Origin of the sequence: Flavobacterium aquiphilum (assembly GCF_027111335.1) — a bacterium.
In the GTDB taxonomy this organism is placed as follows: Bacteria; Bacteroidota; Bacteroidia; order Flavobacteriales; family Flavobacteriaceae; genus Flavobacterium; species Flavobacterium aquiphilum.
This window is the reverse complement of sequence record NZ_CP114288.1, coordinates 4,255,745-4,274,810: the sequence shown is the minus strand read 5'-3', so window position 1 is coordinate 4,274,810 and position 19,066 is coordinate 4,255,745. Positions and strand designations below refer to the sequence as shown.

General features: G+C 36.8%; 23 protein-coding genes. 8 read left to right on the top strand and 15 right to left on the bottom strand.

Going from position 1 to position 19,066, the window contains the following annotated elements; genetic code table 11:
- Positions 1-4: 4 nt before the first annotated feature.
- From OZP12_RS17315 to trmD, 7 genes are all read right to left on the bottom strand, one after another.
- Entirely contained in the window at positions 5-1,276 is a 1,272-nt protein-coding gene (locus OZP12_RS17315; RefSeq protein ID WP_281226334.1) for an MFS transporter, read from the bottom strand.
- A gap of 10 nt (positions 1,277-1,286) precedes the next feature.
- Positions 1,287-1,514: a hypothetical protein gene (locus OZP12_RS17310; protein WP_281226333.1), complete on the bottom strand. Its 228-nt coding sequence runs from the start codon at positions 1,512-1,514 to the stop codon at positions 1,287-1,289.
- A 149-nt stretch (positions 1,515-1,663) separates the two neighbouring features.
- On the bottom strand, positions 1,664-2,254 hold the full coding sequence (locus tag OZP12_RS17305; RefSeq protein ID WP_281226332.1) for a TetR/AcrR family transcriptional regulator: 591 nt from the start codon (positions 2,252-2,254) through the stop codon (positions 1,664-1,666).
- Between the two features lie 293 nt (positions 2,255-2,547).
- On the bottom strand, positions 2,548-4,785 hold the full coding sequence (locus tag OZP12_RS17300; protein ID WP_281226331.1) for an NADP-dependent isocitrate dehydrogenase: 2,238 nt from the start codon (positions 4,783-4,785) through the stop codon (positions 2,548-2,550).
- A gap of 291 nt (positions 4,786-5,076) precedes the next feature.
- Positions 5,077-5,427, bottom strand: a complete 351-nt coding sequence (gene rplS / locus OZP12_RS17295) for a 50S ribosomal protein L19 (RefSeq protein WP_281226330.1) — start codon at positions 5,425-5,427, stop codon at positions 5,077-5,079.
- Between the two features lie 204 nt (positions 5,428-5,631).
- Positions 5,632-6,003, bottom strand: a complete 372-nt coding sequence (locus OZP12_RS17290) for a hypothetical protein (protein WP_281226329.1) — start codon at positions 6,001-6,003, stop codon at positions 5,632-5,634.
- A gap of 67 nt (positions 6,004-6,070) precedes the next feature.
- The gene (trmD, locus tag OZP12_RS17285; protein WP_281226328.1) at positions 6,071-6,748 is read right to left on the bottom strand and encodes a tRNA (guanosine(37)-N1)-methyltransferase TrmD; all 678 of its coding nucleotides are present in this window, start codon (positions 6,746-6,748) and stop codon (positions 6,071-6,073) included.
- A 185-nt stretch (positions 6,749-6,933) separates the two neighbouring features.
- On the opposite strand from trmD, the gene OZP12_RS17280 reads away from it, so the two are divergent.
- On the top strand, positions 6,934-7,455 hold the full coding sequence (locus OZP12_RS17280; protein ID WP_281226327.1) for a TlpA family protein disulfide reductase: 522 nt from the start codon (positions 6,934-6,936) through the stop codon (positions 7,453-7,455).
- Between the two features lie 129 nt (positions 7,456-7,584).
- On the opposite strand, the gene OZP12_RS17275 is transcribed toward OZP12_RS17280, so the two are convergent.
- Both OZP12_RS17275 and OZP12_RS17270 read right to left on the bottom strand, forming a co-directional pair.
- The gene (locus tag OZP12_RS17275; RefSeq protein WP_281226326.1) at positions 7,585-8,232 is read right to left on the bottom strand and encodes a DNA/RNA non-specific endonuclease; all 648 of its coding nucleotides are present in this window, start codon (positions 8,230-8,232) and stop codon (positions 7,585-7,587) included.
- Positions 8,233-8,246: 14 nt separating this feature from the next.
- Positions 8,247-8,690, bottom strand: coding sequence for a DUF1569 domain-containing protein (locus OZP12_RS17270; RefSeq protein ID WP_281226325.1), 444 nt, complete (start codon positions 8,688-8,690; stop codon positions 8,247-8,249).
- Between the two features lie 527 nt (positions 8,691-9,217).
- Here OZP12_RS17270 and OZP12_RS17265 point away from each other — a divergent pair.
- From OZP12_RS17265 to OZP12_RS17240, 6 genes are all read left to right on the top strand, one after another.
- Entirely contained in the window at positions 9,218-9,964 is a 747-nt protein-coding gene (locus OZP12_RS17265) for a hypothetical protein (protein ID WP_281226324.1), read from the top strand.
- A gap of 7 nt (positions 9,965-9,971) precedes the next feature.
- Positions 9,972-10,382 carry a VOC family protein gene (locus OZP12_RS17260; RefSeq protein ID WP_281226323.1) on the top strand — a complete coding sequence of 137 codons (411 nt, stop codon included), beginning with the start codon at positions 9,972-9,974 and terminating at the stop codon, positions 10,380-10,382.
- A gap of 41 nt (positions 10,383-10,423) precedes the next feature.
- Positions 10,424-10,930: an OsmC family protein gene (locus OZP12_RS17255; RefSeq protein ID WP_281226322.1), complete on the top strand. Its 507-nt coding sequence runs from the start codon at positions 10,424-10,426 to the stop codon at positions 10,928-10,930.
- A gap of 41 nt (positions 10,931-10,971) precedes the next feature.
- Positions 10,972-11,541, top strand: a complete 570-nt coding sequence (locus OZP12_RS17250) for a DUF4256 domain-containing protein (protein WP_281226321.1) — start codon at positions 10,972-10,974, stop codon at positions 11,539-11,541.
- A gap of 78 nt (positions 11,542-11,619) precedes the next feature.
- The gene (locus OZP12_RS17245) at positions 11,620-12,552 is read left to right on the top strand and encodes a peptidylprolyl isomerase (protein WP_281226320.1); all 933 of its coding nucleotides are present in this window, start codon (positions 11,620-11,622) and stop codon (positions 12,550-12,552) included.
- Positions 12,553-12,750: 198 nt separating this feature from the next.
- Complete coding sequence (locus tag OZP12_RS17240; protein WP_281226319.1) at positions 12,751-13,086, top strand: tRNA-binding protein; 336 nt, start codon at positions 12,751-12,753, stop codon at positions 13,084-13,086.
- Here OZP12_RS17240 and OZP12_RS17235 read toward each other — a convergent pair whose 3' ends face one another.
- The 3 genes from OZP12_RS17235 to OZP12_RS17225 form a co-directional block, all read right to left on the bottom strand.
- Positions 13,087-13,671, bottom strand: coding sequence for a YceI family protein (locus tag OZP12_RS17235; protein WP_281226318.1), 585 nt, complete (start codon positions 13,669-13,671; stop codon positions 13,087-13,089).
- An 11-nt stretch (positions 13,672-13,682) separates the two neighbouring features.
- Positions 13,683-14,222 (bottom strand): dihydrofolate reductase family protein, encoded by a 540-nt coding sequence (locus tag OZP12_RS17230; RefSeq protein ID WP_281226317.1) that lies wholly within the window; start codon positions 14,220-14,222, stop codon positions 13,683-13,685.
- 123 nt (positions 14,223-14,345) lie between these two features.
- A complete protein-coding gene (locus OZP12_RS17225; protein WP_281226316.1) occupies positions 14,346-14,747 on the bottom strand; it encodes a cupin domain-containing protein in 402 nt (133 codons plus the stop codon).
- A gap of 301 nt (positions 14,748-15,048) precedes the next feature.
- Between OZP12_RS17225 and OZP12_RS17220 the strand changes: the two genes are divergently transcribed.
- Positions 15,049-16,581 (top strand): SulP family inorganic anion transporter, encoded by a 1,533-nt coding sequence (locus OZP12_RS17220; RefSeq protein WP_281226315.1) that lies wholly within the window; start codon positions 15,049-15,051, stop codon positions 16,579-16,581.
- A 57-nt stretch (positions 16,582-16,638) separates the two neighbouring features.
- On the opposite strand, the gene OZP12_RS17215 is transcribed toward OZP12_RS17220, so the two are convergent.
- Genes OZP12_RS17215 through OZP12_RS17205 form a run of 3 tightly spaced genes read right to left on the bottom strand, consistent with a single transcriptional unit; the run spans position 16,639 to position 18,831 of the window.
- Positions 16,639-17,454, bottom strand: a complete 816-nt coding sequence (locus OZP12_RS17215) for a sulfurtransferase (protein ID WP_281226314.1) — start codon at positions 17,452-17,454, stop codon at positions 16,639-16,641.
- A 1-nt stretch (position 17,455) separates the two neighbouring features.
- Positions 17,456-18,004 (bottom strand): RBBP9/YdeN family alpha/beta hydrolase, encoded by a 549-nt coding sequence (locus tag OZP12_RS17210; RefSeq protein WP_281226313.1) that lies wholly within the window; start codon positions 18,002-18,004, stop codon positions 17,456-17,458.
- Positions 18,005-18,006: 2 nt separating this feature from the next.
- Positions 18,007-18,831 carry an alpha/beta hydrolase gene (locus OZP12_RS17205; RefSeq protein ID WP_281226312.1) on the bottom strand — a complete coding sequence of 275 codons (825 nt, stop codon included), beginning with the start codon at positions 18,829-18,831 and terminating at the stop codon, positions 18,007-18,009.
- Positions 18,832-19,066 lie beyond the last annotated feature (235 nt).

Sequence of the window (19,066 nt, the reverse complement as noted above, 5' to 3'; positions counted from 1 at the left end):
TCGACTATATTTCTTGAAAAGTAATAAGATCTTCTTTCTTGCCCTGATTTCTTCTTTTTACCATTTTATTGACGCGATACATAAGTACAACCGTAAGGATTGAAATTCCAATAATTATAATTCCCAAAGTGTCGTAATGTTCAAGGGGGCTCGTTTTTGTCTTCTGAACTACAATTGTTCCTGCGAAAGCAGCTGCAACACCCCCGGCGATTTGCTGTAAGGAGGAGTTAATGCTCATAAAAGCGCCTCTGTCTTGCATTTCGGGAATTGAAGTTACCAGTGCTGAAGATGGAACCATTCGTCCCATGACGCCCATCATCATCAATACGTTGGCAATGGCAACCAGTCCAAACACTGTTACCCCAAGGTTGGTATAAATAGCCACCATTATCATTGTCCAAATTGAGGCATAAACAAATATTTTGTATTTGTCTATGCTGTCGCTCAATTTTCCTATCAAAGGCATTATCACTAGAGTGGCTAAGCCGGCAATCATAAATAGCATTGGTAATTGTTCTTGCGTAACATGAAGGTTGTTGATGGCAAAAGCGCTCCCAAAGGGCATCATCATAAAACCTCCAACGGATAGTAGGGCAGTTGCAGTGAAACCAATTCGGTATTCTTTCTTTGCGATAGTGTGTTTTAAATGTTCAAAAGGTGATTTGTCGTGCTGCACTGCGAGATGTTTAGTGATGGGTTTTAGTTTGACAGCTATTGTGAACGCAATAATTCCTGCCATTCCAGCTACCCATAAAAAAGGTGCGTGCCATCCCCAGGCATTAGCAAAATACAAACCGATAGGAATTCCTAGAATTTGGCTGGCTCCAAAGCCCATTTGGATAAAACCCATTACACGGCCACGTTGCTGAATATTAAATAAATCGGCGATGATGGCCATCGATATGGAACCGATAACACCACCAAACAATCCCGTAATTATTCTGGCCGCAACAAGCCAATAATAAGAGTTTACGATTCCGCACATTACGGTTCCCGAAATAAACCCTACGTAGAAGAATAGCAAAAGTTTTTTGCGGTCAAATTTATCGGCAAAACCAGCAGTAAGCAATCCTGAAGTTCCCGCGCTAAACGCGTAAGCCGATACGACCAATCCAAAATGTGTTGGTTTTAGGTTCAATGACTTCATCAGGATATCTCCCAAAGGCGACATTACCATAAAATCGAGAATTACCGTAAATTGTGTGATGGCGAGTATGAAAACTGCAAATTTTTGATAGGATGTAAATGGTGGAGTCTTTATTTTTTCTTGTTTCATATTGTCTGTCTTATTCCAATGCCGAGCACTCGAAGTTTTGGTTGTCTAAAAGGGTTATTATTTGTTCTTCAGATAACGTGTAGCTTACGATTCGTAAAACACAGTCAATGTCTTCCAAATCGAGAGACCATTGAAGTATTTCCGGGTTATTATTTAGAACATTGCTTATTGTTAGTTTGTCATTTTCTGTTTTGATATTGGTTGCAAATACCAATATGTTTTCAATTTGGTTTTTCATATATGTAAAATTTATTTGTCATAGGTCATATATGTTATCGCTTTTTATTATCGTTGTTTATCTCACAATATTTTATTTTCATCGGTGTTCGATGATTTTCAATTGCTACCGCAAACTTGTTGTTAATGGCGATTTCATTGCTAAACTTTTTATGGTGTCAAAGCTTTTATTACTAATTCAAATGTTTTTTCTGTGGTTTCTTTTGTGAGTTCGAAAGGAGTTCCTGCCATTGTTTTTCCTTCATTATGGAAGCGAAGTAAGGTGTATAAAGGGCCGTAGGCAATACTCCAAAATACCTCTTTGGGCATGCAGACTAATTCTTTTTTCTCTATTGCTTTTTTCAAAAAATCTCCCATTATGGTTTTGAAATCAGAAAGGCTGCTTTCCAAAATTGCGTCTCTATAGCTGGAATGGCTCAAAAGTTCCCAACACGAAACATGAAGCGGATACTTTATGGTATAACGCGCCCTGTTTTCCCATTGTTTGCGCAAACCGTCTTTAAAGGACATTGTTGGAGAAAAATCTACAGTCATTTCATTGAAGAAACTTTGTCCAATTTCGATTCCAATTTTTTTTATCAAATCTTCTTTGTCTTTGTAGTAGATGTATAAAGTGGCTACCGAAACGCCGCATTCTTTTGCCAATCGATTCATTCCAAAGCCTTCAATGCCCAGTTTTACAAGCATTTCGATCGCTTTTTGTTTTACCAATTCTTCTTTATTTGTATCTCTTGTTCGCATTTGGTTACTTTTTTGGAAAAGCAGAAGTAGTATTTATAAATGAATGTTCGCTTATTTATAAAATATTTTTTTTAAAGTAAAATACTAGAATGTTGATTTCTAGCCCCGATTACTTCGTCAGTTCGCTTCGCTCGTGTGCAGAGGAAATCCTTATGACCCGGTGTTCGGGACATAAGATTGCAGCGTAAAGCGGGAGCAATGTTGATAAAAAAGTCAAATGTTTTGCTCCAAAAGCGCAAAAAAAAAAGACAACCGTTTCCAGTTGTCTTTTAGTTATTTGGGTTTAAAAATGATTAAGCCGTTTTTAAAGCTGAGATTTTGTCCAAAATTGTGTTCAATGTAGTACTTGGTCTCATTGCTTTGCTTGTTAAAGCTGGATTTGGTTGGTAGTAACCGCCAATTTCCTGTGGTTTACCTTGAGAATCGATTAATTCAGCATCGATTTTAGCTTCGTTTTCAGTAAGTTCTTTTGCAATTGGAGCAAAAATAGCTTGCAACTCAGTGTCTTTTGTTTGAGCAGCCAAAGCTTGAGCCCAATATAATGCTAAGTAAAAGTGAGAACCACGGTTGTCGATTTGACCAACTTTTCTAGCTGGAGATTTATCGTTTTTCAAGAAAGCGTCGTTTGCCTGATCCAAAGTTTCGGATAAAACGATAGCTTTTTCGTTGTTCAAAGTTTGTCCTAAGTGTTCCAAAGAAGCACCTAAAGCTAAGAATTCACCTAATGAATCCCAGCGTAAGTATCCTTCAGTCGTAAATTGCTCAACGTGTTTTGGAGCGGATCCACCTGCACCTGTTTCGAACAATCCACCACCATTCATCAACGGAACGATAGAAAGCATTTTTGCGGAAGTTCCAAGTTCAAGAATTGGGAATAAATCGGTTAAGTAGTCACGCAATACGTTTCCTGTTACCGAAATGGTGTCTAATCCTTTTATAATGCGCTCCAATGTAAATTCGGTAGCGGCAATTGGATTTAGGATACGGATGTCTAATCCGGCTGTATCGTAGTCTTTTAAGTATTTCTCAACTTTTTGGATTAATTGTCTGTCGTGTGCTCTGTTTTCATCTAACCAGAAAACAGCAGGGGTAGCAGATAAACGAGCTCTGTTTACGGCTAGTTTTACCCAGTCCTGGATAGGGGCATCTTTCGCCTGACACATTCTGAAAATGTCATTTGCTTCAACAGTTTGTTCCATCAAAACTTTTCCGTTTACATCCACAACACGAACTACTCCGTTAGCTGATATTTGGAAAGTTTTATCATGAGAACCATATTCTTCTGCTTTTTGAGCCATTAAACCTACGTTAGGAACGCTTCCCATTGTCGTTGGGTCAAAAGCACCGTGTTTTTTACAGAAATCAATTGTAGCAGTATATATACCAGCATAACAACGGTCTGGGATGATAGCAATAGTATCTTGTAGTTTTCCTGCTTTGTCCCACATTTGACCTGAAGTACGGATCATTGCTGGCATAGAAGCATCAACAATCACATCAGAAGGTACATGAAGATTAGTGATTCCTTTATCCGAATTAACCATTGCCAAAGCTGGACCGTTTTCAATTGCCTCTGCAATTGCAGCTTCTACTTCAGCTTGTTGCGGATGACCTGCGATTTTTGCATACACATCACCTAAACCATTTTTGGTGTTCACTCCAAGTTCAGCAAATAAATCTGCATATTTTTTGAAAACATCGGCAAAATAAACTTCAACGATAGCACCAAAGATAATTGGGTCAGAAACCTTCATCATGGTAGCTTTTAAGTGTACAGAAAGTAATACTCCTTGAGCTTTTGCTTCAGCGATTGTTTTAGCAACAAAAGCTTTCAAAGCGTTTAAGTGCATTACAGAACTGTCGATGATTTCTCCTGCTTTCAAAGGAGTACTTGCTTTAAGAACAGTAGCTGTACCGTCTTGAGCAACAAATTCGATTTTTACGTCTGTCGCTTCTGCAACAGTAACTGATTGCTCACTTCCGTAAAAATCACCGCTTTCCATAGAAGCAACTGTTGTTTTTGAATCGGCAGTCCAAGCTCCCATTGAGTGTGGGTTTACTTTTGCGTAATTTTTTACGGCTTTAGGAGCTCTACGATCAGAGTTTCCTTCACGTAAAACAGGGTTTACAGCCGACCCTAATATTTTAGCATATTTAGCTTTGATTGCTGCTTCAGCATCATTTTGTGGATCTTCCGGGTAGTCAGGAACTTTGTATCCGTGTGCTTGCAATTCGGCAATAGCTCCTTTTAATTGAGGAACAGATGCAGAAACGTTTGGTAATTTGATGATGTTTGCTTCTGGAGCAGTAGCTAGTTTTCCTAATTCTGCCAAAGAATCTTTTACTCTTTGCTCCTCAGTTAAAAACTCAGGGAAATTAGCAAGGATACGAGCTGCAACTGAAATATCTTCTGTTTCAATTTCGATTCCAGCAGTAGCGGTAAAAGCCTGGACAATTGGTAAAAAAGAGTAGGTTGCCAATAAAGGCGCCTCATCTGTAAGTGTGTAGAAAATTTTAGCTTTTGGTGTCATTTTTTTTTATTTTTTTTAATCTAAAGCGTGGTTTATAATAAGAGCCTTATTAGTAATTACATCGATTGAGATAAGGCGGGCAAATATATGAAATGATGTTGGATTTGAGGTTGTATTTGCAGATAAAAAACTAATTTTAAGACGTTATTCTGTGATATTTTGAATTTGATATTTTTACCCCCTTTTGATTTTTAAATTCTGATTTTAGGCTATTAAAAATTATCAAAAAAAAAGTCCCAATCTCGATTTTCATCGGTTGGGACTTTTTTATCATTAAGGAAATAGCTTAAACTATCTTCTTTTGTCTTTGATTTTAGCTTTTTTACCAGTAAGTTCTCTGAAGTAGAAAATTCTAGCTCTACGTACGTGACCTTTCTTATTGATTTCAATTTTTTGCAAAGCTGGTAAGTTAACAGGGAAGATACGCTCTACACCAACTGAACCTGACATTTTACGGATTGTAAAAGTTTCAGTTACTCCAGCTCCTCTTCTTTGGATAACAACACCTTTGAAAAACTGTGTTCTTGTTTTTTCACCCTCTTTAATTTCGTAGTAAACTGTGATTGTGTCTCCAGCTCCGAATTCAGGGAAATCTTTTCTTGTTATGAATTCGTCTTGAACGAATTTCAATAAATCTGCCATTTTATTTTTTATTTATGGTTTAAATAGAGCAACATTCACGGTTCTCGCCAGAGGTTGGTCTAATTGAGGGTGCAAATGTAGCTAAAATTTTTAATATACAAATTTCAAACTTAAATTTTTTTAATGTGCTGATTCATTGGTGAAAACATAAAAAAAAGTCTTTAACGTTAAAAGCTTTTTTATGGTTTGTATTGTCGAAATAACTTAAGGAGTCATTTTTGAAGCTTTTACTTTTTGTACGGTTTCTGCAGTTTTTGAGCCGGTTTGCGATTTAATGTCACTGTATTTGTTTATGCCTAAAGACGAGGTCAAGGCTTTGTCTCTTTTGTCAAATAATTTATCAATTTGTTTATCGCGATTTTCTTTTGATAAATTTTTTTCTTCCAATGCAAACAGTTCCGATACTAATGTGTTGTTTGCATTTTCAAAATTGCTTTGTTCATCTGCGTTTAGTGTGACTCCGTAAGTTTTGTTCAGTTCATTCAGCAAGGACACTTTATTTATTCCTTGCGTAAAAGCAATGGAAGAATATAGAAACGCAATAATCAAAAATACTTTGGTGATTATCTTTTTCATAATTTCATACTTTAGAGTTATTTAAAATGAACGTTTTTATTTGTTCTAAAGTATAAAGTTTTAAAAATTAATCATTTAATAAATCGGGTCTTCTGTTTTTAGTGTGTTCGTAGGCAGTGTCTTCTCTCCATTTGTCGATTTTGGCAGCATGACCACTCAATAAAACATCCGGAACTTTCCAGCCTTTGTAATCGGCAGGGCGGGTGTAGATGGGGCCTGATAATAAATTGTCCTGAAAACTATCCGTCAATGCTGATGTTTCGTCACTCAAAACCCCCGGAATCAAACGGATTATGGCATCCGACAAAACCAAAGCTCCCAATTCACCTCCTGACAAAACGTAATCGCCTATCGAAATTTCCTTGGTGATAAAATGGTCGCGAACACGTTGGTCAACCCCTTTGTAATGTCCGCACAAAATGATAATGTTTTGGTACAACGACATTTTGTTAGCCATTTTTTGATTCAAAGTTTCCCCGTCAGGTGACATATATATGATTTCGTCATACGATCTTTCACTTTTCAAATGAGTGATGCAAGCATCAATAGGTTGAACGGTCATCACCATTCCGGCGCCACCGCCAAAAGGATAATCGTCAACACTTTTTTGTTTGTTGGTTGTATAATCCCTTAAATTGTGAATATGAACTTCGACATGTCCTTTGTCTATAGCGCGTTTCATAATCGAACCTTCAAAAGGGCTTCTCAATAATTCGGGTAATACTGTAATAATGTCAATTCGCATGAGCTCTTTTCTAAATTTTGAAGTGGCAAAGGTACAAAGTTTTAAATTCCGATTTTATTTGGGGAAAGTTTTTGTTTCTTCACTTTTTTAGATTGTGGATTTGTTTAATACTGAAAAAACAATGCTTTTTTTAGGTTTTATCTTATGTTTTTGTTAGATTTGAAGGAATCTAAACAGAAACTGAAATGAAAAAATTGAGCTTGTTACTAATTTTACTGTTGACTTTTTCAGCTAATGCACAAAGTGAAGGAAACTCTTATGATAAAACTTCTGTTGTTAAAATTGGAGATTCAATGCCAAGTTTTACCTATATCGACAGCAAAGGAGACACCAAAAAGAGCGATGATTTTAAAGGAAAAGTGGTTTTGATTAATTTTTTCGCCACTTGGTGTGGTTCTTGTATGGTAGAAATGCCATTTTTGGAGAAGCAAATTTGGGATAAATACAAAGACAATCCCAATTTTAAATTAATCAGTTTTGGAAGAGATCATGATTTGGCTGAAATGAAAGATTTTGTAAAGAAAAAAGGATTTGGATTTCCTATCAGCCCGGACAAGGGAAAATTGATTTATAATAAGTTTGCAACCCAATACATTCCTAGAAATTATTTGATTGACAAAAATGGAAAAGTGGTTTACGTTTCCATTGGTTTTAGTGAGGAAGAGTTTGAAATTTTAAAAGAAAAAATTAAATCATTGATGCAATAAGCGGAGATTTAACTGTAAAGTTAATAAAATTTTGAAGCTAAATTTTTCAAGCAGATTTAAGCAGATTAAAATTGTATATAATTATTTGATATTTTGCTATTTGCCTTTTGCCCTTTGCCCTTTGCTTTTTCAATAAAAACTCCATTCCTTATAACTCAACTCTCTTTCAATCTTCTCTTCAATTTTTTCTGAGAGTTTCTGATTGAAATCGATACCCGTGATTTGTTCAATATCATCGATAGTCGTTGCAAAAGTATAAAGCGGCGCATCCGATTTTTGATTCGGAACCAAAAACGGAATCATAACCAAACCATTATTCTGTACCCGAACCACAATTTTGAAAAAATAATCAGGAACAGAGACTTCTTCATCACCGATAGTAACCAAATTGTCGTGTAAAACACTTCCTGTTACTATAAAAACAGCTTTGTATTTGTCAGCCCAATAGCGGACTTTCTGTTCCAACCGATTCCAAACACCTGCATTGAAAGCCCTGTTTTGCGGAGCTACATTCGACGTAAAAAAAGTTTCATTGTAAGCTTCTTCGGAAAATTTCATGTCGGCGGCGGGAACCAAATGTCCTTTGTCGAAACCGGTATCCTTGTAGTTTTTCCAATGCGCCGACTCGGTGTCAACCAATGGATCTTGTTTGAAATAGGGCCTTTCAAAATGATGCTGCAAACGCGAGTCCTCGGTCAAATAATAGGCTGCCCATTCCGCTTGCTCGTGTTCCTCCGAATAGGATAGAAAAAAATGTTTATGTCTGATGATGCTCATAAATGGGTTGTTTCTTAAACTCCAAATTGTCTCAAGTGGTGATCCGTATGTCTCCACATCAATTTGTCCCAATCTTCAAAACTCATTTTTCCCCAAAAAGGATGATCCATAGTTTTAATGACTCCGGTACCTTTCGCAAATTGGCTAAAACTTTCTATTAATTCTTTTCGACTGGTTTCAAAATCATATAAATCTTCACATTTTAGTTCTTTGGCAGTGGGGCTGTTTTTTCCAAAGTCGCTATTAAAAGCCTTGTTTTTTATTAATCTGCCCAAAATGCGCAACAGGAAATTCGTCTTCAGCTCTTTTGTGCCAAACGCAACCTGTATTGCAGCATTACAATGTTTACACATTTGGTCTACCCTCATCTTACCCCACAGCGCTCTGCTCTCGGGCGAAAGAGAATTGATTCGGGAAATAATAGCCTCATTATCCGCTTTGTCGTATATCGAACCCATGCTTTTTGATTTAAAATGACTAACAAATATAATTCTTTGCAGCCAAATACAAAGGAGTGCCAATATAATAATAAACGGGATAATGATTAGGAGCATTATCCTGCTCTCCATTTCAAGCTCGCTCGCAGTCTTGTTTTTTCCAGGTAAAAAAGAGCTTCCTGCGGTCGCTCTTTTTTACCTGGAAAAAAATACAAGCCTCCTTCGCAAGGCTTTCCACTACGATCAGGGCTAGGGTTTAGTGGAATTAAGATTTTCAGCAATAACAATTTTAGCTCAAGTGGATCATTGCGAGGAACGAAGCAATCTCACGAAGTATTCTATATTAAAGATTTTTTTAATGAAGATTTTAATTTCATAATACATATTTGGAGTTGCAATTTTTGGTTTAAAAATAATGTAGGAGAAATTTTTAATATATTTACGTGATAAGAATTTGAGAATAGTGATTTTAAGAAGCTTGGATTAGGGTGAATATCATTATTTCATTAGTTCAATCTGTATAATTTAACGATTAGTTTTAAAGTATTATGACTTCATTAATTGACACACTAAAAAAATACAAACAATCAGTTGATCTAGAGAATAGGTTTGATTATAATTTTGATATAGATACAAATATATTTTCAGACCAAGAAAAAAATGAATTATTCAAGAATGAAAATATTTTTAGCCGAAATATAAGGCTTAAAGAATTAATAAAAACAAAAACAAAAGGTTCATACAAATTAACAGATTTGAATTTTTGGATAATAAACAAATGGGGAGGTATTCAGACTTTTAAGCAAAATGAAAACAACTTGAAAAAAATAGAAACATTTTCAAATCAGCTTGCAAAATCTAAATTAACAAAAGACACTTTTAGTACAATCTCGTCGTTGTCTAAAGTTTCATCCTTTATAGAACCAGATAATTACGTAATTTATGATTCAAGAGTGATTTATGCAATAAATTGGTTAATAATGACCACAAAACCGACAGGCCTCAAATACTTTCCAATGCCTACAGGAAGAAATAAAAAACTTGTTGATTTTGATATAAACACAATTATTCATTTGACGCATTTAGAAAGTTACCAAAATGGAGAAGAAATTTTTTACAAACACAGTGTTGCTTATTTTGAATTTTGCGAGCTTATTAAAACTTTAAGTAAAACTGTTTTTGACGACCAGACTATAAAACCGTATTATTTGGAAATGTTATTATTTACAATTGCAGACAATGAAATTTTTAGAGAATTGATAAAACGAACAACTGTTGAAATAAAACTAAACTAAAGAGTTAATGAAAAACCAAAATAACAAACCCGACATCTTAACTCCAAAAGTAACAGGAATTGGCGGTATTTTCTTTTTTACAGAGAATCCCGCAGAAACTAGAAATTGGTATGCAGATAACTTAGGACTTGAAGTCAATGACTATGGTTCGACTTTTGAATCCAGAGATCTTGTTGATCCTGATCAGATAAATGCGTTACAATGGAGTCCCTTCAAGAATGGTAGTGAGTATTTTGCGCCTTCTAAAAAAGAATTCATGATCAACTATCGGGTTCAAAATATTGAAGGATTGGTTCAAAAATTAAAAGAAAACGGCGTGACGGTATTGGACGAAATTGTGTCATACGACTATGGTAAATTTGTTCATATAATGGATCCTGAAGGAAACAAAATAGAACTTTGGGAACCTGCTGGTTAATAGAATTGAAAGAAAAGAACAATCATTAAAATCTTTATAATATGGATGCAGAAGAACTTAAAAACATTCAGGCACCGATTAAAGATAAATATCGGGAAGTTCCTGATGCTGCAATGATAACACTCAAAGCGCAGGGCAAAATTGGTGATGGAATTTCCTGTAAGGTCGAAACTGGAAGGGAGATGGCCGAAGCAGGACTTCATCCGGCAACGGGTGGCAACGGAATGCTTGCGTGTTCGGGAGATATGCTTCTCGAAGCTTTAGTTGCTTGTGCCGGAGTAACGTTGAGCGCCGTTTCGACAGCTCTTGGTATCGAAATAAAAGATGGAATTGTTAAAGCCGAGGGAGACTTGGATTTTCGTGGGACTTTAGGAGTTTCCAAGGAAGTTCCGGTTGGATTTCAGGTGATTCGGTTATCATTTTTATTAGAAACTGATGCAACCGATGAGCAAATTCAAACGCTCGCAAAACTGACAGAAAGATATTGTGTTGTTTATCAAACGCTGGTTAAAGGAGTTTTGGTAGAAACTAGGTTTGATAAAAAGTAAAGTCAAGAACCTATTAAAACATCGAAAATAAAACAGCTATTATGGCAGCAAAATCTATAAAAGAGTTATCACCGGAAGAAAGTGAACAACTAATCACTGTTTTGAAAAAACGTTTTGAGAAAAACAGAAATCGTCACATTGGCATTGATTGGGATAATGTACAAACTAAATTGGAAAGCAATACTGAAAAGCTTTGGTCGCTCAACGAAATGGAAAAAACAGGTGGTGAACCAGACGTTGTAGGTCATGATGAAAAAACAAACGAATATATTTTCTATGATTGCTCTGCTGAAAGTCCAAAAGGGAGAAGAAGTCTTTGTTATGACCGCGAAGCTTTGGATTCGAGAAAAGAATTCAAACCGGAAAATAGCGCTATAGATTTGGCGAACGAGATGGGTATCGAAATTTTAACCGAAGCTGAATATCGGGAGTTACAGCAACTTGGTGATTTTGATACCAAAACTTCTAGCTGGGTAAAAACGCCTTCGGATATCAGGAAACTTGGTGGTGCTATTTTTGCCGATTTCCGTTATGCCAATGTATTTATTTACCACAACGGCGCTTCTTCGTACTATGCCGTTAGGGGATTTCGTGGCTCGTTGAGGGTTTAAAAAAGTTTAAAAGTTTAAGAGTTTAAAGGTTTATTTAATTTTATTCGTAAATTCGCACCTCAATAAAAATTAAACAAAATGGAAAACGGGATATACGCTAAATTCAACACCTCAAGAGGGGCGATTTTGGTAAAATTAACACATGATTTGACACCTGGTACAGTGGGTAACTTTGTTGCTCTTGCTGAAGGAAATATGGAAAACAAAGTGAAACCTCAAGGTCAAAAATACTATGACGGTTTGAGCTTTCACCGTGTAATTCCTGATTTTATGATTCAGGGAGGTTGTCCAAAAGGAACTGGAACTGGTGATCCAGGTTATAAATTCGATGACGAGTTTCACCCATCTTTGAAACACGATCGTCCTGGAGTGCTTTCTATGGCTAATGCTGGGCCTGGAACTAACGGTTCTCAGTTTTTTATCACTCACGTGCCAACAAGTTGGTTGGATAATAAACACACTGTTTTCGGTCACGTGATTGAAGGTCAGGATGTGGTTGATGCAGTAGCTCAAGGTGATGTTTTGGAAACATTGGAAATTATCAGAGTTGGTGAAGAAGCTCAAAAATGGAATGCAATCGAAGCTTTTATCAGTTTGAAAGGTGCTCGTATGAAAAGAGAAGCTGCTTTGAAAGCGGAAGCTGAGGCAAAAATGGAAACATTGGCTGCTGGTTTTCAAAAAACAGAAAGCGGTTTGCGTTACCAATTTATCCAAAAAGGTTCCGGTAAGCAAGCCGAAGCAGGAAAAACAGTTTCTGTACACTACGAAGGGTCATTAGAGAACGGTAAAGTTTTTGATTCTTCTTACCCAAGAAAAAAACCAATCGAATTCAGATTAGGTCAAGGTCAGGTAATTGAAGGTTGGGACGAAGGTATTGCTTTATTGCAAGTAGGTGACAAAGCCCGTTTCGTAATCCCATCTGATTTAGGATACGGACCAGCAGGTGCTGGAGGTGTAATTCCACCAAACGCTATCTTGATTTTCGACGTTGAATTGATGGATGTTAAATAGTTAAGCAATTACTATTGAAATAAATATAGAATCCCAAAGCGGTCAACGTTTTGGGATTTTGTTTTTTACTAAAGATGCTAAGAATCTGAGTTTCTAGGTTGGCAAAAAAAACTTAGCATCTTAGAGGCTTATTATCTCAGTAACTTAACAATAAACGTAGTATCTTAGAATCTCAGTAACTCAGCAACTTTAAAAAGAATGGACTTAGCCTGGTCAGAATTTGAAAGAGTCGAAATGCGTGTGGGAACCATACTCGAAGTCAATGATTTTCCCGAAGCACGAAAACCCGCTTTTCAGCTAACGATAGATTTCGGATCCGCCATTGGAATCCGAAAAACATCGGCGCAAATAACCAAAAGATATTCCAAAGAAGATTTAATTGGAAGACAAATTGTTGCAGTAGTTAATTTTCCCAAAAAGCAAATTGGGAAGTTTATGAGCGAATGTCTGGTATTGGGCGCTTTAGGTGAGGAGGGCGACGTTATTTTATTGGCTCCCGATTTTAAAATAGAAAATGGATTGCGAATAGGTTGATTAATGTTGATTCTTAATTAATTGAATATTGGCATTTATCCTTACTTCTTCGCTGACCAAAACACCACCACTTTCGATTGCGGCATTCCAAATCAAGCCATAGTCCCTGCGATTGATTACTCCTTTTATTTTTAAACCGGCTTTTGTGTTTCCCCAATGATCAACATTGCTACCACCATAATCGATATGTAAAATGGTTGGTTTTGTGATTCCCTTTATGGTAAATTTGCCGAGTATTTCAAAAGTCTTGTCGCCAATTCTTTTGAATTTAGTCGAGTTGAAAGTAATTTTTGGAAACTTTTCGGCATCGAAGAAATCAGCGCTTTTTAAGTGATCGTCTCTTTTTTTGTCATTAGTATCAATTGAATTTACATTTGCGGTAAACGAAAATAATGCATTTTCAAAATCATCTTCTGCCTCCGCTGTTCCGGTTATTTCGTCAAAACGCCCTGTTAAAGTCGCAATTTCCAGATGTTTGATTTTGAAAAACACTTCTGAATGTGAAGGGTCTATTTCCCATTTTATATTTTCCATGACTTTGGTTTTTATGTTTTGGTCTTCTTCAATGGTGATTTGAGGTATCATTTTATTGTAATTTAAGGGTTATTATGTCTGTTAATTTTGTAGTGGCTCATGACGAGTCCATTTGCAAAGAGGTTTGTTTTTAGGTGTTCCAAAGGAATATCATGGTCGAGTTCCCCAAACAGGGGAATGCCATTGCCGATAAGCATCGGAACTTTTGTGACTATAAGTTCGTCAAGCAAATTTTCTTTTAGGAAACTTTGTATCACTTTTCCTCCATCAACGTAAATGTTGGAATATCCTTTTTCGGATAGGTAAATGAGTGCTTGTTTTGGAGGCATGGAAAGAATTGTTACTTTGTCTTTTAGATTGTCTGGTACTGTTTTGATCTGCGAGCTTAACACAAAAACTTTTTGATGATAGAACCAATCGGGGAAAGTGAGTACTTTTTTAAAAGTTCCGCTTCCCATCAGTATAGCGTCAATTCCACTGCTGAACTTTGCGTAGCTTTGATTGATTTCTTCGCTGTCAAATTGGATTAACCAATCGATTTCGCCATTCTTTCTGGCGATAAAACCATCAAGGCTGGTTCCTATGTATGCAATTGTTCTCATTTAAATATTAATAGGTTATAAATTTTACAAATTGGCACAAAAAGAAACCTAGGGTCAAATTTCTATTTGTGTCAAATGTATTGCTGTTACTTTCGTTTTGGGGTGGAATTGTGAATGAATGGTTTATTTTTTCTTGGTTTTGGGTTCAACATAAGGATGTTCTTTTAGTTCTACCAACAGAAATTTAATTGTATTGGTACCTCCATTTTCAGAAACGTGTGGTCGTTCAGGAGCGCTCACTGCAGACATACCGGCTTTAAGTTCTATGGTTTCGGTTTTGCCATCTTTGTAGTGGACAATTAATTTTCCATCAGTAAGTGCATAAACGAAATGGGCGGGATGTGTGTGCATGTCGCTCTTTTCTCCTGGCTGAAGTATCACTTCAGTAGCTCGTAGGAAAGTGGTGTCTGCCAAAATATGGTTCATTTTTGGATTCACGTTTTTCCAATCCTGCGCATTGGCGCCAAATGACAATAGGAAGGGTGCAAAGATTCCTCCCAACATAATGGATAAATTTCTTTTCATGATTATCTTTCTTTAAATGTTGAGAAATAAAAAAGCATAAAAAAACATGTAAAGTTAGTGAATTTAACTCATTTTTTAATGATTTTAGTCATGTATAAGTCTGTTTTTTAGTTGTTTATATTTTTTTTGGTAAGGGGAAAGAATGTAGTCGTTTTAGGTTGGTAGGCTGTAATAATTGATTTTTGTCGTTTATTGTTTAAAAAAGATATTCGGATTACGGCTCGGGTTAATTTTCGGGTTGAATTCATGTTTAAAAGCCTATTTTTGCACTTCTCAAAAAAAACAACAGTATTTTCAATTTATGAAACGATATTTTAATTTGTTCAATTTCAATCAAAAAGTAGATTATAAAATTGAAATTTTGGCAGGGCTTACCGTTGCGATGACGATGATTCCCGAATCGCTTTCTTTTGCCATACTTGCCGGTTTTCCTCCTTTGGTGGGGCTATACGCTGCTTTTATAATGGGGTTGGTTACGGCCATATTTGGAGGAAGACCTGGCTTAATTTCCGGTGGGGCGGGGGCAACGGTTATCGTTTTGATTGCCTTAATGAAATCTAATGGATTGGATTATGTCTTTGCCGCAATTGCTTTGGCGGGAGTTTTGCAAATAGTTGTCGGTTTGTTCAAATTAGGAAAATTCATCCGATTGGTACCACAACCCGTTATGTATGGTTTTGTAAACGGATTGGCGATTGTTATTTTTATGTCGCAAATAGAACAGTTTAAAACGGTTGTCAATGGTGAAAGTGTTTGGCTTTCCGGAGATTCATTGTTGACGATGTTGGGCTTGGTTGCCCTGACGATAGCCATTGTGAAAGGTTTTCCAAAATTGACTAAAAAGATTCCGGCTTCGCTAGTGGCTATTTTTGTGGTTTTTATATTGGTTTTGGTATTGGGTATTGACACAAAAACAGTTAAGGATATTGCTTCTGTCAGCGGTGGTTTTCCGCCCTTTCATATTCCAAATGTCCCTTTTGATTTTAATACGTTACAGATTGTTTTTCCTTATGCTTTAATTATGGCCGGAGTCGGTTTGACGGAAGGATTGTTGACGCTGAATTTAGTGGATGAATTAACGGATACGAAAGGGAATAGCGACAGAGAATGTATTGCACAGGGAAGTGCCAATATTTTAAATGGTTTTTTCTTTGGAATGGGCGGCTGTCCGATGATTGCACAAACACTAGTTAATATTTCTGCAGGTTCGAGGGCACGATTGTCCGGAATCATTGCTGCAATAACAATTTTGATGATTATATTGTTTGGGGCTCCCATAATCGAAAAGTTACCAATTGCCGCTTTAGTTGGGGTAATGATGATGGTGGCAATCGGGACTTTTGAATGGGCTAGTTTCCGAATCTTCAATAAGATGCCCAAACATGATATTTTTGTGTTGGTAACCGTGGCTTTGATAACGGTTGTTTTGCATAATTTGGCATTGGCCGTTTTGATAGGCGTGATTATATCGGCCTTGGTTTTTGCTTGGGAAAGTGCCAAAAGAATTCGGGCAAGAAAATATATTGACGAAAACGGAGTGAAGCATTATGAGATATACGGCCCGCTTTTCTTTGGATCCACGACTGTATTTGCCGAAAAATTCGATATTGCCAACGATCCTGATGAGGTTGTGATTGATTTTAAGGAAAGCCGAATTATGGACATGAGTGCCATTGATGCACTGAATAAAATTACGGAACGATATGCTAATATGAATAAAACGATTCGGTTACGTCATTTAAGCCCCAATTGCAGACAGTTATTGCAAAATGCAGATGCTGTTATTGATGTGAATATTTTGGAGGATCCAACGTATAAAGTGGCGGTGGAATGATTCATTAATTTGTAATAAAAAGGGGATTCGTTTATCAAAAACAGAATCCCCTTTTTATTATTCTATAGGCAAATCAGTTGAACCCCATTCGGTCCAGGAACCATCGTAAACGGCTTTTGGATTGTCCGAAATCAATTCACAAGCGAGAAGGACAATACAGGCTGTAATTCCCGAACCACAAGTGAAATATAAAGGTTGATCGTTTAGTTTTAGGATTTCTTTCAATTCTTCATTTGATTTGAATTTTCCGTCCTGCTGCAGTTCGGTGAAAGGAATATTAATAGAACCCGGAATATGTCCGCTTCTTAATCCGGCTCTAGGTTCTTCATGGGTGGCGTGGAATCGGTCAGCTGATCTCGCATCCATGAGAACGGCTTTTTTAGTAGAGATGTTTTCCAGTATCTGTTCTTTGTTTTTAATTAATTCAGGCTGAAATTTTGCCACAAAATTGCCTTTTGAGTAAGTCGTTTGTTGTTGCTTTTCGGTTGGGAATCTTTCTTTAATCCATTCCGGAAGTCCGCCGTCTAGAACAAAAACTTTTGGATGTCCCATCGCTTTGAACATCCACCAGGCTCTGGGACTGGAATAAATTCCCAAAGTATCATATACCACAATTGTGCTATCCGAGTTGATTCCTAATTTTTGGCTTTCAGAAGTGAATTGTTCGTCTGACGGAAAAGTGTTTGGCAACGGATTACTTGTGTTGCTAAAATTATTTTTGATATCAAATAAGCGAGCACCTTTTATTTGTAAGCTAGGATTTTGATTTACCAAATTAGCTTGGTTTTGTTCCAATCGTGCTTCGAGTATTATAAGATTTGAATCGTTTAAATGTTCGTGCAGCCATTGTGCAGATACTATTGGATTTGTCATTTTAGCCTTTAATTTTTGCTATTAGTTGTTGTAAATAATTTTGTCCTTCTTCCCAATATTCCAGATTAGATTCTGAATTAATATGTCCTTTTTGTCCAATGTTTATAAAATCACTTCCCCAGTGAGTAGCCAATTCTTTGGCTCTTTCAAGCGACATATAAGTGTCGTTTTCGGTTCCAATAACTAGCGTAGGAAAAGGCACAGTTTGGATTGGAATAGGGGAAAAGTGTCTCAGAAAATCAGGAGTGTGTTCCGGAGAATCTACATCGGCGGGGGCAACTAGCATTGCACCAACAATGTTTGGATTGTTATTTTTTGAAATCCAGTGCATTACAAGTGAAACCGCCAAGCTGTGAGCAACTAGAATAGTTGGTTCTTCTGTTTTTTTGATAGTTTCTGAAAGACGGTCAAGCCATTCGCTGAGCTGGGGTTCGTCCCAATTGTCTTGAATAACTTTGGTGGAATTGGGGAATTTTTGCAGCCAAAAGCTTTGCCAATGTTTTTCGCTTGAATCTCCAAGTCCGGGAATGATTAATAAATGTGGAGTCATTTTTATTTCTTTTTTAACGCTGTAATTCTTTTAATTTCTTGAACGACTATAGGGAAAGCAGGTTCCGTCATATTGTGACCAAAGCCTTGTAATTCGTATAGAGTGGTTTGTGTATGCCCGGCAATTTTCATCATTCGTGCCATATAGGCGTTTTCTTCGTAGCGACCCAACATTTCTTTTTCTCTGTCGCCAGTAATTAGCAATAATGGAGGGGCATCGGCGCGAACGTGATACAGCGGTGCAAATTCATCGACTATAGGTTGTGTTTCAGGGATACCTCTTTCTTTTCGGATTTCAAAATGGGTAATGGTTTGGGGACTTAACGGAATCAATCCTGCAATAGAATTAGCGTCAATCTCATAGGTTTTCAACCATTTTTTTTCCAAACCTACCATCAATGTCAAAAATGCACCGGCCGAATGTCCTGAAACCAGAATCAGGGAATTATCGCCACCGTAAGATGCAATGTTTTTGAATGTCCAGGCTACTGCTGCGGCTGCATCCTCAATGCATTTTTCTGCTTTTACTTTTGGTGATAGTCTGTAATTTACTGAAACGACACAAAAGCCTTTGTCTTTTAATCCTTCTGGAAGTTCTTTATTGCCGGAGGTTAAACCGCCGCCATGAAACCAAATCACAGTGGTAAAACCTTTGATATTTTTTGGGTAATAGATATCGAGTACGCAACGTTCTTTAATGTACGAATCTGTTTTGGCTATTGTTTCGCTGTAATAAGGTATGTTGGTAACTGTGGTGTATTCTGTTTTTTGGGCTGTGATTATTGTTACGAAAAACAGCAGTAATGACGAAAGAAGAATTTTTTTCATTTTTCATTTTTGGTTTAGGCTCATAAAAGTACAGAATTTTTATACGTTGTTTGCATTGGTTCTTATGAAAATATAAACTTGTAGAATAGCCCCGATTGCAGAGAAAATCCTCTTGTGCCGGCGTTCGGCACAAGAGATTGTAACGAAAAGCGGGACTGAACTTGATGAACCGCACTAATGTTCTGCTCCAAAAAAAAAAAATCCATCAGCCTTTTGACCGATGGATTTTTATATG